This window comes from Mucilaginibacter calamicampi (assembly GCF_042676765.1).
GTDB lineage: Bacteria > Bacteroidota > Bacteroidia > Sphingobacteriales > Sphingobacteriaceae > Mucilaginibacter > Mucilaginibacter calamicampi.
The window spans coordinates 60,147-75,110 of the sequence record NZ_JBHTHU010000005.1 but is presented as its reverse complement, the minus strand read 5'-3'; the positions used below and the strand labels follow the sequence as shown (position 1 = coordinate 75,110).

The window sequence follows — 14,964 nt, the reverse complement described above, 5'->3', positions numbered from 1 at the left end:
AAATTTTCGTTAGAGCAAATACCTTAATTTAGGTAAAACGCCGCTTATTATGAAACTTTTATATCTGCTTTCGTCTGTGCTGGTTTTATTAGCAACAGCTACCCTGTTAAATGCACAAAACATCTGGGTAATTGAAACAAATAAATCGGTAAGCATCCGAGGCTTATCTGTGGTGAATAACAAAGTGGCTTGGTTAAGTAGTAGTCGCGGTTATACGGCAATTACCCTTGATGGCGGCCTTACATGGAACTGGCAGCAGGTTAAAGGTTTTGAAAAGTCAGATTTCAGGGATATCGAGGCTTTCTCTGATAAGGAAGCTATAATTATGAGTTCGGGTACACCGGCATTGATATTAAAAACTACTGACGGAGGCGCCAATTGGCAACTGAAATATCGCAATGATGATAAAGCGTATTTTTTAGACGCAATGGATTTTTCTAACAAAAAGCACGGCTTAATTTTAGGTGACCCAATTGATAAAAAATTTCTGTTACTTGAAACGAATGATAGCGGTGACAGTTGGCACAAATTTGCTAATCAGCCTGATGCTGAGGAGGGGGAAGCTGCTTTTGCAGCCAGCGGAACATGTTTGAGGATAGGTGATAAAGAGGCAGTGGGTTTTGTAACGGGAGGAAAAATATCAAGACTCATAACAACTGGGCCTAAAAATAGTAACTGGGTGTATACTTCTCTTCCGGTTAGCCAAGGTAAAGACAGCCAAGGCGCTTTTTCTTTAGATCGAACCGTGTCTTTGTTTGTCGGTGGAGATTATGTAAGTAATAAAAAGTCTGAGGGAACAGCTGCTTATTATGATACCACCAGTGGCATAGCATATAAACAAAGTAGCATTCCTTCCGGCTATCAGTCTTGTGTTGAAAATATTGGCCCGGAGACATATTTTTCTACAGGTACTTCAGGCAGTAACTTAACGAAAGATAACGGTCATACTTGGCATCAAATTGACACCAACAGCTTTAACGTTTGTCGCAAAGCAAAGCGCGGAAAGTTGGTATTATTAGCCGGAGATAAAGGTAAAATAGGCATTTTGACACTATAGATTACTGTGAATGAAGCGCTTAAAATTATATTAAAAAATACCTTGCAGCGTATTTCTATAAACCCTATATTTGCACCACTTTAAACAAATCGTTTAAATGATTCCGTAGCTCAGCCGGTAGAGCATAACACTTTTAATGTTGGGGTCCTGGGTTCGAGTCCCAGCGGGATCACAAAGACCACCCAACAGGTCGAACGTTTTGAAGTAAGGCCTCTTGAAAAAGAGGCTTTTTTTGTTTAAACCAACTTCTTATGAAACAAATTCCGCGTTTTTCATAAAATCTCGTCAGAAAGCCACCAAAGAAGATTTAGCGCCAACTTATGTTCAAGTAATTGTAAAAGGTGGCCGTACGGAGTTTTCCCCGCGCGAAAAATCCATCCTGAATATTGGGATAAAAAATCTGTAACCGCCACAATTGGTTGCTGACTATAAACTATGAGGCAGGTGTTTTTAAAAAGAGGCTAAATAGGAAATGAACTTTTATTTTCTAACACTTTTCTAAGAATGTAGGGTCTTTGTAATTAAAAAACAGAATCAATTTATTTATTTTAGTAAACCATATATTCATAATTTTTCTTCTAAAAATGTTATGCTGAATTTTGATTTTAGGTTAAGGGTTTTCTACGAGGTTTCAAAACGTTTAAGTTTTACGAAAGCTGCTGAAAAATTAAGTATAACACAGCCTGCTGTGAGTAAGCATATTCAAGAGATGGAGCAGCAATTAAACGTTCGGTTGTTTAACCGTAACGGAAATAATATAAAAATAACAGAAGCAGGCGAATTAGTTCTTGTGTATGCCTCCAAAATTCTTACCGCCTACAATAATCTCGAATCAGAGTTGTCGCAACTTGCAGATATATCAGGCGGTGTAATTCATATCGGAGGAAGTACTACCGTAGCGCAGACTGTGCTTCCCAAATTATTGGCGTTATTAAAAAAAAATCATCCTAAAATTTCCTTCACATTTGTACAGGGAAACACTGACTTTATTACGCAACAGGTAATTAACGAAGCAATAGATATTGCTATAGTTGAGGGATCAAAACACAATCCGCTTATCAATTATTCACCGTTTTTAAAAGATGAACTAGTTTTGGTGACGGGCTCTAAAACTAAACTTGCGAAAAAGGGCGAAATTAATGTAGAAGAATTGTATGAGTTGCCGCTTGTAATGCGCGAAGCAGGTGCCGGAACGCTCGAGGTTATCCAGCAAGCGTTACAGACAGCAGGACTTACGCTATCAAAACTTAATATAGACATTGAACTTGAAAGCATCATCGCAATAAAGGAGTATTTACTGTATTCTGAGGCAGCCTCATTCCTTTCAGTTCAGTCGATAATCAACGAATTAAAGTATCAGCAGTTGTCCATTGTGGACATTGAAGACTTGCAAATTCTTCGGGATTTTCAGTTTATCCAACTACATGGAAACAACTCCAAATTAATAAGCTTTTTCAAACGCTTCTGCTTAAGCCATCATAACTAAAAGTGATGGCATATCACTTTTAATCATTTGAATCCGCTGCTCTGGTTGTTCACTTTTGTACAAAGAAAACAACCAAATGGAAAAACCAATCATAACAGATTTATGTATTATAGGGGCCGGCCCAGTCGGCTTATTTGCAGTATTTGAGGCGGGATTGCTTAAAATGCGCTGTCATATTATAGATGTACTACCTCAAGTAGGCGGGCAGTTGTCCGAAATTTATCCGCAGAAGCCCATTTATGATATTCCTGGTTTTCCAGTAATAAATGCTCAAAACTTAGTAGAAAACCTGATGGAGCAAATAGCGCCTTTTAAACCAACATTCACACTCGGGCAACGCGTAGATGAGATATCAGCGCCTGAGCCGGGCAGGTTCTTCATAAAAACCAATGAGGCCACTGTTGTTGAGGCAAAAGTAATTGTTATAGCCGGTGGATTGGGATGCTTCGAGCCGAGGAAGCCCAGTATTGAAAACCTTATTATGTACGAAGGAAACGGAGTTAACTATTTTGTAAAAAATCCTGAGCTTTATAGAGGGAAAAATGTTGTGATTGCAGGTGGCGGAGACTCTGCGTTGGATTGGACGATATTTTTAAGTGAGGTTGCAAGAAAAATTACTCTTGTACACCGCAATGAATCATTTAGGGGCGCGCCTGACTCTGTTGATAAAGTGGTAACCCTTGCTAAAGCGGGTAAAATAGACTTATTGCTCCAATCCAACGTGGCTACATTATCTGGGAACGGACATTTGCAACACGTTGAGGTGCTGAGCAAGGATCTATCTAAAACCAATGTTGAAGCAGACTTTTTCATACCATTATTTGGGCTGACACCGAAACTCGGACCGATTGCAGAATGGGGTTTAAACTTAAGCAACGGAGCAATAGAAGTAGACACCCATGATTATTCTACTAACATTCCCGGAATTTACGCAATTGGCGATATCAATACTTATCCAGGTAAACTAAAACTGATTTTATGTGGGTTTCATGAGGCCGCTTTGATGGCACAAACAGCTTATCATCATGTTTATCCGGATAAAAAGTTAACGTTTAAATACACTACTGTTTATGGAGTGAACGAGTTTTAAAATATGGAATTGACTGTAAAAAACAGAAATGATGAAGTTCGGGTTTTAGATGTTCCTGCCAATGCGGAATATAACGTCATGGAAATACTTAAAACCTTTGGTTATAAGATGCGGGCAACATGCGGTGGCATGGGCCTTTGCGCAGATTGCCATTGCAAAATATTGAACGGCTACGACCAACTCAACCAAATAACAGAACAGGAATTGGAAACTTTGGATGAAATACCCGATGCCGCATTTAACAGCAGGTTAGCATGCCAAATTAAACCCGGAGAACACTTAAACGGCGTTTTTTTGCACCTTTCCGGCAAGGATCATTTTTGAAAAAAAATTTCTATTTCTCTTATTGCTGTTTCAAGGCCCGCCTCGTTCCTTATCTGTTGCCCAATAGCTGCTACACGATGTTTCACCTGGTTTTTTTGAACATTGGCAATGGCCGATATAAGCTTTGCTGCAGTGAATTTTTTTACAGGAATATGGACACCTAATTGCATTCTCTCAACAATTTTGCCCCACGTGGGCTGGTCAGTGTAAAACGAAATGATAATTACAGGCAGATCATTCCTTAACATAGCTGCCAGTGTTCCTGCGCCGCCGTGAAAAATACCTGCCTTGCATTTAGGTAAAATAGCTGTGTGGTTCACATACTTGGTTACAAACAGATTGTCGTGTACAGGCAGGTTGTCAAATTTTGCCCATCCGGTACAAAACAAAATGCGCTCGTTGGTTTTATTCAAAACCTCACTAATAGCATTTATAAACTTATCGGTATTACCAACGCCATTGCTGCCAAAACCCATATACAGGGGTTTGCTTCCTTGCTCCAGCCAGTTGTTTAATTCGTCATTGTAATCCCCTGGCGTTTCCCTTTGGGAGACGGTTAAAAAGCCTGTTATTTTGTGGTTATCATCCCAATCTTTAGGTTGAGCAATAAGGCTGGAACTTAAACAGTATAAATCGAGTGGCTTTTGTCTATCAATGTATGCTAAAAGATTTTCTTTTAAAACGGGCAGACCTAATTCTTGCCTGAACTCATTGACTTCGCTCTTTAAAAATTTCCAAAAAAGGAAATGTACTAATTTATAGGTCAACTTATTATATAACGGAAAATTCAGGAAATCAAAGTCAGCCAAAGGAAATTCCGTGGTTGGCACCACCGGTGGCATAAAGTAAGTAATGGCTAACTTCTTATTTTGCTTTTCGGCAATTGCAGCTGTTATTGGTATTGTAGCCGCATTTGCTATAATAAAATCTACTTTGTTAAAAGCTTCGATGTAACTTTTGCGTAAAGGTACCTTGGCCTGGCTAAGTAGCTTATAAAAATGCTTAACCAATTTGATGGTGTTCTCTGACTTTAACAAGTATTGACCTTCGGGCCCATTCATCATTTCCTCTACATTTCCGGGTAACGGATGAAAAGCTATCTCAAACCCCTCTACTAATTCCTTAAAGTTTTCAGGTGCTGCAATGATTACCTTGTGGCCATTTTTAATAAGACCTAATGCCAAAGCGATGTAGGGTTGAACGTCGCCCCTTGTTCCGTAAGTGAAGATTCCTATATTCAATTGTGATATTTTATTCGCAAAGAAAATAGTTTGCACATACCGAATATTTAACAATTGCTAAAAAATTATTTTTTCCTGATCCTGCTTAGCGTAACCTGATTCATACCCAGATAGGAAGCTATATGCCCCAAGGAAACGCGTTGCAATAGCGTTGGATTAGCCTTTACAAATTCATTGTAGCGTTGCTTGGCTGTAAAAAACTGAATTGAATCAATTTTTTGCTGTAATAAAAACACAGCCTGTATTGCAATTATTCGCCCCAGGCGTTCAATCTCATGATGTTTATCATAAAGTTCCTGCAAATCTTGAAAATGGATAGTAATGACAGATGTGTCCTCAAGCAATTCAACGTCATGAGTACCGATTTTAATAGGAAGATGGCGGATGATTGGACCTATTACGCTCCCTTCTCCTGCAAACCAATCGGTAATATCCCTTCCGTCTTTAAAATAACGAGCCCGGGCAAGCCCTTTTTCAATAAAAAATAAATGATCACATTTTGATAATTCTTTAATCAGAATCTCACCTTTTTGATATTCAGCCCTTTTTAGTTTTGTAATAAGGTCTGATTGTGCGTTTTCTGAAAGTGAGTTTATTAAATTAAGATTATTAAAAAATTCCGTCATTTCATTAATGCTTGCTGTAATCAATTAAAATTAAATGTATGCTTTACAACTATAAGTATTGTATTCTATATTATTTCAAAGTACTGAAAAATGGTATATTCCGAACGTTCTAAAGTAAAAACCTCTTGAAAAAGAACTTTTTTTGCTTATTGTCAGCTTAAAAACACTACCTCTGCACAAGAGGCATCTTCATTAAACTCAGTAATAGATTACCCTTAACTAAAATATTTACGCGCACTTTATTGACTTACATCATACTAAAAAACATGCATCCTGCATTTTCAGAACAAATAAGGTAATTTTAAAATGATTGCGAATTTTTACTAGTTTCGCATGTGTTTTAAATATTCATCGCTAATAAATAATTGGAAAACTATTTGATGAAGTTGTTAAAACAATTACGATAAATAAGGTTTTATAACACTGATTTTAACTGCAACTATTTATCACGTTTTAAGATCTTTTATTGGTCTAACTTTTAAATGGCTGTACCCAATTAGTATTGTTAATAGAAAATATGGTTTCAGAAAATGCTTTAGAAAGTAATGCATTGAGAAAAAAGGAAGAACTTTCTCTTAAAGAGTTAATTCTAAAAATTTCGAAAATTACATCTTATCTTTTTTCAAAATGGCGCATTATTGTACTGGTTAGTTTCTTGTGCGCCTCTATAGGTGTTTGCTTAGCATTTTTTTCAAAAATTAAATATATTGCTGATAGTACCTTTGTTTTAGAAGAGGGTGAAAACACTGGCGGAGTATTGGGCCAATATTCTGGCTTGGCATCTATGGTTGGAATTGATGTTGGGGGAGCAAACGGTCTTTTTCATGGAGATAACATATTAGAACTGTACAAATCCCGGCAGATGATACAAAAGGCATTGCTGAGTAATGTTAAAGGGGAAAATGGATCAAATTCGTTGTTAAATTCCTACTTTAAAATTAATGAGCTAGACAAAAACCCTAAAATTGCAAAATTGGATTTTAGCGTTCAAGAGTCTTTCGGTCGAGAGCAAGACAGCGTATTACAAAATGTTGTTGACGATATCAGACAAAACTACCTGGCTGTTAATAGGCCGGATAAAAAATTGAGTATAATAAAAGTTGAAGTAACATCAAATGACGAGCACTTTTCCAAAGTATTCAATGATGAGATTGTTAAAACAGTAAATGACTTTTACGTTCAAACCAAGACAAAAAAGGCATTACAAAACTTAACCATTTTACAGCACACAGCAGACTCTGTAAAATCCGTTTTAAATAATGCCATTTCAACAACTGCTGAAGTATCAGACGCTACACCAAATTTAAATCCGAACCGACAAATATTGCGCACAAGGGCTCAAAGATCACAATTTAGTGCAGAAGCAAATAAAGCAATTCTAAGTCAAATAGTTCAGAATCTGGAATTAGCTAAAATATCATTGCGCCGGGAAACTCCATTGATTCAGATTATTGACAATCCTACTTATCCATTACAAAAGAAAGGGCTTGGCAAGTTTAAGGGACTCATAATAGGAGGTTTTGCAGGAGCTTTTCTCTGCATCATGTATTTGACGCTTGTACGCGTTGCAAAAAATATAATGAGTTAATAATGCAATTACAAAATAAAAAAGTACTAGTTACAGGTGCCGATGGCTTTATCGGAAGCCACTTAGTTGAAAGTTTGATTGATGAAGGGTGTTTGGTTAGGGCATTCGTATACTACAATTCTTTTAACAGTTGGGGATGGCTTGATACATTACCCAAAAGCAAGCTGGAAAAAATAGAAATATTTTCTGGGGACATAAGAGATCCAAATGGCGTTCGATTGGCAATGCAAGGCATTGACGTTGTATTTCATTTAGCGGCTTTGATTGCTATTCCATTTAGTTATCACTCTCCCGATTCGTACATAGACACCAATGTTAAAGGCACTTTAAATATTGTACAAGCGGCTAAAGATTTAAAAACTGAACGTGTACTTATCACATCAACATCCGAGGTGTACGGAACTGCTCAATATGTTCCTATTGATGAGAACCACCCCCGTCAGCCTCAATCTCCGTATTCGGCCTCTAAAATTGGTGCCGATTGCATTGCAGAGTCATTCTATCGGAGCTTTGATTTGCCGTTAACCGTTGTGAGGCCGTTTAATACATACGGCCCAAGGCAGTCGGCACGCGCTGTAATTCCAACCATTATTACTCAGTTGTTAAACGGAGAAACAGAAATTAAGCTTGGTGATACAACACCTACACGCGATTTAGTTTTTGTTAAAGATACAGCAAAGGGCTTCATAGCTATAGCAAAATCAGAACAACTAATTGGCGCCGACTGCAATATTGCAACACAGTCAGAAATTTCGGTAGGAGATTTGGCGCAAGAAATCATCAATCAAATTAATCCTGATGCTAAATTGGTGAAAGATGACATCAGACTGCGACCCGGAAAATCCGAAGTATTTCGGTTATTTGGTTCTAACAGTAAAATTAAAGAATATACTGATTGGCAAACATCATACACCTTACAAGAAGGCCTGAGAGAAACTATTGCGTGGTTTAAAAATCCTGCTAATTTATCAAAATACAAATCTGATATCTACAATATTTAATAATGGAGTTTCCGTTTGACCGAGTTGCCTCGTTTATAAAAGGGCTGTATCCGGGTAAAGAATTTATTCCCCTGCACGCTCCGGTTTTTAATGGCAACGAACGAAAATATGTACTGGACACGATCGAATCAACATTTGTATCGTCGGTTGGAGCATATGTAGACAAATTTGAGGAGATGATGTGCCACATAACTGGTGCTAAGTACGCAGTGGCTATAGTAAATGGAACCAATGCCCTGCATTTAGCATTGATATTGGCGGGTGTTAATGCTCAAGATGAGGTTTTAGGGCAAAGTTTAACCTTTATAGCTACATATAACGCCTTAAGTTATATTGGGGCCCAACCCGTTTTTATTGATATAGATAGAGACACGCTGGGTTTATCGCCTGAAGCTCTTGAGCTTTTTTTGCTTAAAAATGCAGATCAGCGGGCGGATAAATATTGTTATAATAAGGTTACCGGACGCAGAATTGCAGCATGTGTTCCAATGCACACTTTTGGGTTACCATGCCGCATTGACGAGATAAGAGAGATCTGTAATAAGTGGAATATAACGCTTGTAGAAGATGCTGCTGAGTCTCTTGGAAGTTACTACAAAGGCATACATACAGGTTTATACGGCGAAATAGGCACCTTTAGCTTTAATGGAAATAAAACCATTACAAGTGGGGGTGGCGGTGCTATTGTAACTAATAACGAGGCTTTAGCCAGGCGGGCGAAGTACTTAAGCACACAGGCTAAAGTTCCACATCCGTGGGCCTTTGTTCATGACGAAGTTGGATACAACTATCGTATGCCTAATCTTAATGCAGCTCTGGCATGCGCGCAGTTGGAGCAATTGGACGGTTTCATCGAAAACAAACGCGAACTCTCGGCGCTTTATCAAAATGAATTTGAAAAATTAGGGATTCAATATTGCAGGGAAATTGATGGCGCCAAATCTAACTATTGGTTAAACGCAATATTACTTAAAGACAGAAACACCAGGGAGGCTTTTTTGGAGTATATGAATAGCCATGGCGTGATGTCAAGACCGGTGTGGGAACTAATGCATAAATTACCTATGTTTATGCATGCCCAACGCGACGAACAAGTTAACGCCGAATGGATTGCCGACAGGCTTGTTAATATACCTAGCAGCGTACGTAAATGAGCCGTAAAGCCATAATAGTAGGTTATTCGGGCCACTCATATGTGGTTCTGGATATACTATTAAGTAATAATTACGAAATAAAAGGTTATTGTGATCTAACAGAAAATCAAAAAAACCCGTATAAACTATCATATTTGGGTTCTGAAAATCATCCTGACAACCTTAATATTTTGCTTCAGCACGACGTTTTTATTTCTATTGGGGCAAATGAAATAAGGAAAAAACTATTTGAAAAGCTTTTATCTAAACAAATTTCCTGTCCGTCTGTTTTACACCCCAATTGCAGCGTGTCTGCTTCGGCAGAAATTATGCAGGGAACTATAGTTATGCCAGGCGTTATTATAAATGCGTGCGCTAAAATAGGCAATGCTGTTATCTGTAATTCGGCCGCCGTTATAGAGCACGAGTGTATAATCAATGATTTTGTTCATATAGCTCCCGGTGCAATTTTGGCAGGGAACGTTACCGTTGGAAAAGAGTCTTTTATAGGTGCAAACTCAGTAATTAAGCAGGGAGTTAAAATTGGCGAGCGTGTTATTATAGGCGCCGGATCGGTAATTTTAAATGATATTGCCGACGATACGATTGTTTATGGAAACCCGGGGAGAATAAAATAAATGAGAAAGACATTAATTATTGCAGAAGCGGGTGTTAACCATAATGGCGATATAGAAATTGCCAAAAAACTAATTGACGCTGCTGCTGAAGCAGGTGTTGATTATGTTAAATTTCAGACATTTAAGGCCACTAATCTTGTCAGTAAAGTGGCCCGTAAGGCCGAATATCAGATACAAAACCATATCGGAAAGGCTGAAGAAAGCCAGCTTGAGATGCTTCAAAAATTGCAGCTGTCAGAAGCAGATCACTATACGCTGATCAGCTACTGCCAGGAAAAAAACATACGCTTTTTTTCAACCGCATTTGACCTTGATAGTTTGGATTTACTTAAAAAGCTGGGTTTAACCCTTTTTAAAATTCCTTCCGGAGAGATAACCAACTTGCCCTATTTACGCAAAATTTCTCAAATTGCTGATGAAATTATCCTCTCAACCGGTATGAGCACAATTGATGAGATTGAACAAGCTGTAGCGGTACTTAGAAAAAATAGTGATACCAAAATAACTGTGCTTCATTGCAATACTGAATACCCCACCCCTTTTGGTGATGTAAATTTATTGGCAATGAATGCAATTAAGGATTCGATTGGAGTTGAAGTTGGTTATTCTGATCATACGTTAGGAATTGAAGTACCTATTGCCGCTGTTGCGTTAGGTGCAACAGTAATAGAAAAACACTTTACTTTAGACAGAACTATGCCTGGCCCGGACCACGCCGCATCTTTGGAGCCCAAAGAGTTGACAGCTATGGTTAAGGCAATCAGGAATATTGAAAAAGCGTTAGGCACCTCGATAAAAGTTCCGTCAGAATCTGAAAGTAAAAATATTTCAATTGTTAGAAAATGCATAGTAGCATTAAAACCCATTGCTAAAGACGAAATTTTTTCTGAGGATAACCTAACAGTTAAGAGAGCTGGCATTGGAATATCCCCTATGAAATGGGACGAGATAATTGGTAGAAAAGCTGTGAAAGATTTTTTACCGGACGAAGTAATTTTTATCTGATGCATAAAAGGAAAGTATGTGTAATTACAGGCACCCGGGCGGAGTACGGCTTATTGTATTGGGTGATGAAAAGCTTAAAAAATGATAAAGATGTTGAGCTGCAGATAATAGCTACAGGCATGCATTTATCACCAGAGTTTGGTCTTACCTATAAGCAAATTGAGGCCGACGGCTTCGTGATTGACAAGAAAGTAGAAACGTTACTGTCATCAGATACCCCTGTAGGTATTGGTAAAAGTATGGGGTTAGGTATGATAGGGTTTTCTGATGCATACCAGGAGTTACAACCAGACATTTTACTTGTTTTAGGAGATAGATTCGAAATATTTGCAGCCGTTTCCAGCGCTATGGTTGCAAGGATTCCTGTTGCACATTGCCATGGTGGCGAAGCTACACAAGGCTTAATAGACGAAGCTATACGACATTCGATAACTAAAATGTCTCATTTACACTTTACGTCTACAGAACAGTATCGTAACAGAATTATTCAAATGGGAGAACAGCCCCAACACGTATACAATACAGGGGCACTCGGCATTGAAAACATCAACAAAATGGAGCTTCTTGATCGAGAGCAATTTGAGGACAGCATTGCTTTCAAACTTAATAAGCGGAGTATCCTTGTAACATTTCATCCGGTTACTTTAGAGTTTTCAACCGCCGAAGTACAGTTTAAGGCACTACTTGATGCAATAAGTGAATTGCAAGATTGTACAACCATTTTTACAAGAGCAAATGCTGATACCGATGGCCGGATAATAAACGTGATGATTGACAAATACGCAGCAAATCATCCGGATAAAGCTGTGGCTTTTACATCGCTGGGACAATTAAGATACTTATCAGCATTACGACATGTAGATATTGTAGTAGGAAATTCCTCCAGCGGATTAATTGAAGCCCCGTCTTTTAAAAAGCCAACCGTTAATATAGGCGACCGACAATCAGGGCGTATAAAAGGTGTAAGCGTTATTGACTGTGAACCAAATTATTCAGCCATCAAAAGTGCTATTGAAAACGCGTTTGATACAAATTTTGTTAGAAGTTTAGAAAATAGCGTCAACGAGTATGGGCAAAAAAATGCATCAGAAGTAATTCTGCCAATTTTGAAAAGTGCAGATCTAGAGTCGCTTTTGAAGAAAAAATTTTACAATATTGACCAATGAGGATTGTTTTTATAGGTACGGTAATATTCTCCTACAAGGCGCTAGAGCAAATAATTGCTGATTCAGCTAATGTTGTAGGTGTGATTACTAGGCAAACCTCGGTTTTTAATGCCGATTATGCAGACCTGACACCTTTATGTTTGGAACATAACTTGCCGTATAAATATGTAAATGATATTAATCATCCTAACAATGAAGCGTTCATTAGACAACTGAACCCAACCGTAATTTACTGTTTTGGATGGTCTAACCTAATAAAAGCCGAAATTTTATCAATACCACCGTTAGGTGTGGTAGGATTTCATCCTGCCGCGCTGCCTTATAATAGAGGCAGGCATCCCATTGTTTGGGCCCTTGCTTTAGGCTTGAATAAAACCGCTTCCACCTTTTTTTTTATGGATAGCCAGGCAGATACAGGCGACATCATTTCTCAGCAAGAAGTTCCGATATTTGATGAAGACACTTCGCAGTTGCTGTATGATAGAATTGTATCTACCGCGCTGGTTCAAATTAAGGAGTTTACGCTTGCGTTGCAAACGGGAAGTATAACTAAAGTACAACAGCGAATAGCTGAAGGTAACAGCTGGAGAAAAAGAAATAAAAGCGACGGTCGAATTGACTTTAGAATGAACAGTCGAACTATATTTAATCTTGTAAGGGCGCTAACCCTCCCCTACGTTGGTGCCCATATAGAGTTAGCTAATGGCGAGGATGTAAAGGTTTGGGCTATAATTATAGATGATCATCCAAACGAAAATATCGAACCCGGCAAAATCCTAAACGTTAGTGATAACCATATAAAAGTAAAAACGGCTGATGGGGCCGTAATACTTACCGAACATGAATTTACACAAATACCCTCAGTAGGTACATATTTATGAAAAATGTTATAGTAATATCCGCTCATCCGGACGACGAAGTACTGGGAGTTGCCGGTACAATATTAAAGCACGTTGAAAATGGCGATAATGTTTTTATATTATTTGTTACTAATATATCTACAGAACAGGGATTTTCTTTGGAGAGAGTAGCCAGCCGACAAATTGAAATTAAAGAGGTAGTGTCAAAATTGGGTGTAAAAAAAGCTATAAAGCTAGATTATCCCACCATGACCTTATCTAGTAGCTCACTTTTAAAATTAGTTCCTGATATCTCTGATGTTTTTAAAGAAATTAAGCCTGAAATAGTATACTGCCTTAACAGATCAGACGCACATTCTGACCATCGAATTATTTTTGATGCAGTAATGTCTTGTACCAAATCATTCAGATATCCGTACGTGAAGCAAGTACTGATGTATGAGTGCATATCTGAAACGGAATTTGCACCTGCTTTACCAGAGAAGGCTTTCATTCCCAATTTTTTTGTTGACATCACCCCCTATCTGGAGAAAAAGCTCGAAATTATGAAAGTTTATGAATCTGAAATAGGAGAACATCCTTTCCCCAGAAGTTTGGACAACATTAAAGCTTTAGCGCATTTTAGAGGAGCATCGGTAGGAGTAGGTTACGCAGAGGCGTTTCAGCTGATAAAATATATTGATAAATAAGAATGAAAAATCTAAATCAATATATTCTTAACCTTACAGAGCCCGCAAGGCTGGCTTTAAAAACTATAGACTCACTTTTAGAAAACGCAAGCAAAACTCTTTTTATTGTTGATGACAACAACCGTATGGTAGGTTCCTTAACCGATGGTGATATACGGAGAGGGTTGTTAAATGGTTTAGAAATTTCTCATCCTATTTCTGAATTCATGAACAAGGATTTTAAGTACATCCATAAAAATGATGAGAATGTAAGTTTGTTAAAAGCACTCAGAGCAGCGAAAATACAACTTGTACCCGTTTTGGGCATTGATGGAGTGATAGTTGATATTATAGATTTAACTCAAATGAGAACGCTATTGCCGGCAGCTGCCTTAATAATGGCTGGTGGTCGCGGAGAAAGGCTGAAACCATTTACCGATAAAACACCAAAACCTATGCTTCTTGTGGGCAATAAACCCATAATTGAGCATAACATAGACCGTTTAATACAATTTGGTGTTTCAGATATATATATCAGTGTTAAATATCTTCAGGAACAAATAATGGATTATTTCGGAGATGGGTCTGGTAAAGGTGTTAATATAAAATATATAATTGAAGAGGAGCCTTTGGGTACCATAGGAGCATTGTCACTGATTGAAAAAGCAAATTACGATCATTTGATAGTGATGAATTCTGATGTGCTAACAAATGTTGATTTTGAAGATTTTTTTGAGTTCTATCAAAAAAACAATGCGGATATGGTTGTAGCCAGTATTCCGTATGTAGTAAATGTACCATATGCGGTATTAGAAACCGATCAACATTCTGTGGTTTCCTTTACAGAAAAGCCTACCTATACATATTACTCTAACGGCGGGATATACATTATGAAATTCGCGCTGAAAAACATTTTGAATTACAATTCATTTTTCAATGCTACAGATCTTATGGATTTTGTGATTGAAAGTGAAGGATACAGATTGGTTCATTATCCATTGCTTTGCTATTGGCTTGATATAGGCAAGCATCACGACTATGTAAAGGCGCAGGAGGATATCAAGTACCTTAATATATAATG

General features: G+C 37.9%; 15 protein-coding genes and 1 tRNA gene. 14 read left to right on the top strand and 2 right to left on the bottom strand.

The genetic code is table 11. The features are described from left to right. Positions 1-49: 49 nt before the first annotated feature. The 5 genes from ACFQZS_RS05900 (at position 50) to ACFQZS_RS05880 (ending at position 3,957) form a co-directional block, all read left to right on the top strand. Positions 50-1,057 (top strand): WD40/YVTN/BNR-like repeat-containing protein, encoded by a 1,008-nt coding sequence (locus tag ACFQZS_RS05900; RefSeq protein ID WP_377098233.1) that lies wholly within the window; start codon positions 50-52, stop codon positions 1,055-1,057. Between the two features lie 99 nt (positions 1,058-1,156). Then, positions 1,157-1,229, top strand: a tRNA-Lys gene (locus ACFQZS_RS05895). Between the two features lie 417 nt (positions 1,230-1,646). Beyond that, the gene (locus ACFQZS_RS05890) at positions 1,647-2,543 is read left to right on the top strand and encodes a LysR substrate-binding domain-containing protein (protein ID WP_377098231.1); all 897 of its coding nucleotides are present in this window, start codon (positions 1,647-1,649) and stop codon (positions 2,541-2,543) included. 76 nt (positions 2,544-2,619) lie between these two features. Beyond that, positions 2,620-3,633 carry an NAD(P)/FAD-dependent oxidoreductase gene (locus tag ACFQZS_RS05885; protein ID WP_377099613.1) on the top strand — a complete coding sequence of 338 codons (1,014 nt, stop codon included), beginning with the start codon at positions 2,620-2,622 and terminating at the stop codon, positions 3,631-3,633. 3 nt (positions 3,634-3,636) lie between these two features. After that, positions 3,637-3,957 carry a 2Fe-2S iron-sulfur cluster-binding protein gene (locus ACFQZS_RS05880; RefSeq protein ID WP_377098229.1) on the top strand — a complete coding sequence of 107 codons (321 nt, stop codon included), beginning with the start codon at positions 3,637-3,639 and terminating at the stop codon, positions 3,955-3,957. Here ACFQZS_RS05880 and ACFQZS_RS05875 read toward each other — a convergent pair. Further along, positions 3,948-5,198 (bottom strand): glycosyltransferase, encoded by a 1,251-nt coding sequence (locus ACFQZS_RS05875; protein ID WP_377098227.1) that lies wholly within the window; start codon positions 5,196-5,198, stop codon positions 3,948-3,950. The genes ACFQZS_RS05880 and ACFQZS_RS05875 overlap by 10 nt on opposite strands. Before the next feature lie 65 nt (positions 5,199-5,263). After that, complete coding sequence (locus tag ACFQZS_RS05870) at positions 5,264-5,824, bottom strand: Crp/Fnr family transcriptional regulator (RefSeq protein WP_377098226.1); 561 nt, start codon at positions 5,822-5,824, stop codon at positions 5,264-5,266. Positions 5,825-6,341: 517 nt separating this feature from the next. Between ACFQZS_RS05870 and ACFQZS_RS05865 the strand changes: the two genes are divergently transcribed. Genes ACFQZS_RS05865 through ACFQZS_RS05825 form a run of 9 tightly spaced genes read left to right on the top strand, consistent with a single transcriptional unit; the run spans position 6,342 to position 14,962 of the window. Next, the gene (locus ACFQZS_RS05865; protein WP_377098224.1) at positions 6,342-7,412 is read left to right on the top strand and encodes a lipopolysaccharide biosynthesis protein; all 1,071 of its coding nucleotides are present in this window, start codon (positions 6,342-6,344) and stop codon (positions 7,410-7,412) included. A 2-nt stretch (positions 7,413-7,414) separates the two neighbouring features. Then, positions 7,415-8,413: an NAD-dependent 4,6-dehydratase LegB gene (locus tag ACFQZS_RS05860; RefSeq protein ID WP_377098222.1), complete on the top strand. Its 999-nt coding sequence runs from the start codon at positions 7,415-7,417 to the stop codon at positions 8,411-8,413. Between the two features lie 2 nt (positions 8,414-8,415). Then, positions 8,416-9,567 (top strand): LegC family aminotransferase, encoded by a 1,152-nt coding sequence (locus tag ACFQZS_RS05855; RefSeq protein WP_377098220.1) that lies wholly within the window; start codon positions 8,416-8,418, stop codon positions 9,565-9,567. After that, positions 9,564-10,184, top strand: coding sequence for an acetyltransferase (locus tag ACFQZS_RS05850; RefSeq protein ID WP_377098218.1), 621 nt, complete (start codon positions 9,564-9,566; stop codon positions 10,182-10,184). The genes ACFQZS_RS05855 and ACFQZS_RS05850 overlap by 4 nt, the downstream gene beginning before the upstream one ends. Next, complete coding sequence (neuB, locus tag ACFQZS_RS05845) at positions 10,185-11,189, top strand: N-acetylneuraminate synthase (RefSeq protein ID WP_377098217.1); 1,005 nt, start codon at positions 10,185-10,187, stop codon at positions 11,187-11,189. Next, on the top strand, positions 11,189-12,355 hold the full coding sequence (gene neuC / locus ACFQZS_RS05840; protein WP_377098215.1) for a UDP-N-acetylglucosamine 2-epimerase: 1,167 nt from the start codon (positions 11,189-11,191) through the stop codon (positions 12,353-12,355). Before neuB ends, neuC begins: the two co-directional genes overlap by 1 nt. Further along, entirely contained in the window at positions 12,352-13,236 is an 885-nt protein-coding gene (locus ACFQZS_RS05835; RefSeq protein WP_377098213.1) for a formyltransferase family protein, read from the top strand. Before neuC ends, ACFQZS_RS05835 begins: the two co-directional genes overlap by 4 nt. After that, a complete protein-coding gene (locus ACFQZS_RS05830) occupies positions 13,233-13,904 on the top strand; it encodes a PIG-L deacetylase family protein (RefSeq protein ID WP_377098211.1) in 672 nt (223 codons plus the stop codon). The genes ACFQZS_RS05835 and ACFQZS_RS05830 overlap by 4 nt, the downstream gene beginning before the upstream one ends. A 2-nt stretch (positions 13,905-13,906) precedes the next feature. Further along, on the top strand, positions 13,907-14,962 hold the full coding sequence (locus ACFQZS_RS05825) for a nucleotidyltransferase family protein (RefSeq protein WP_377098209.1): 1,056 nt from the start codon (positions 13,907-13,909) through the stop codon (positions 14,960-14,962). The last annotated feature ends 2 nt before the right edge of the window (positions 14,963-14,964 follow it).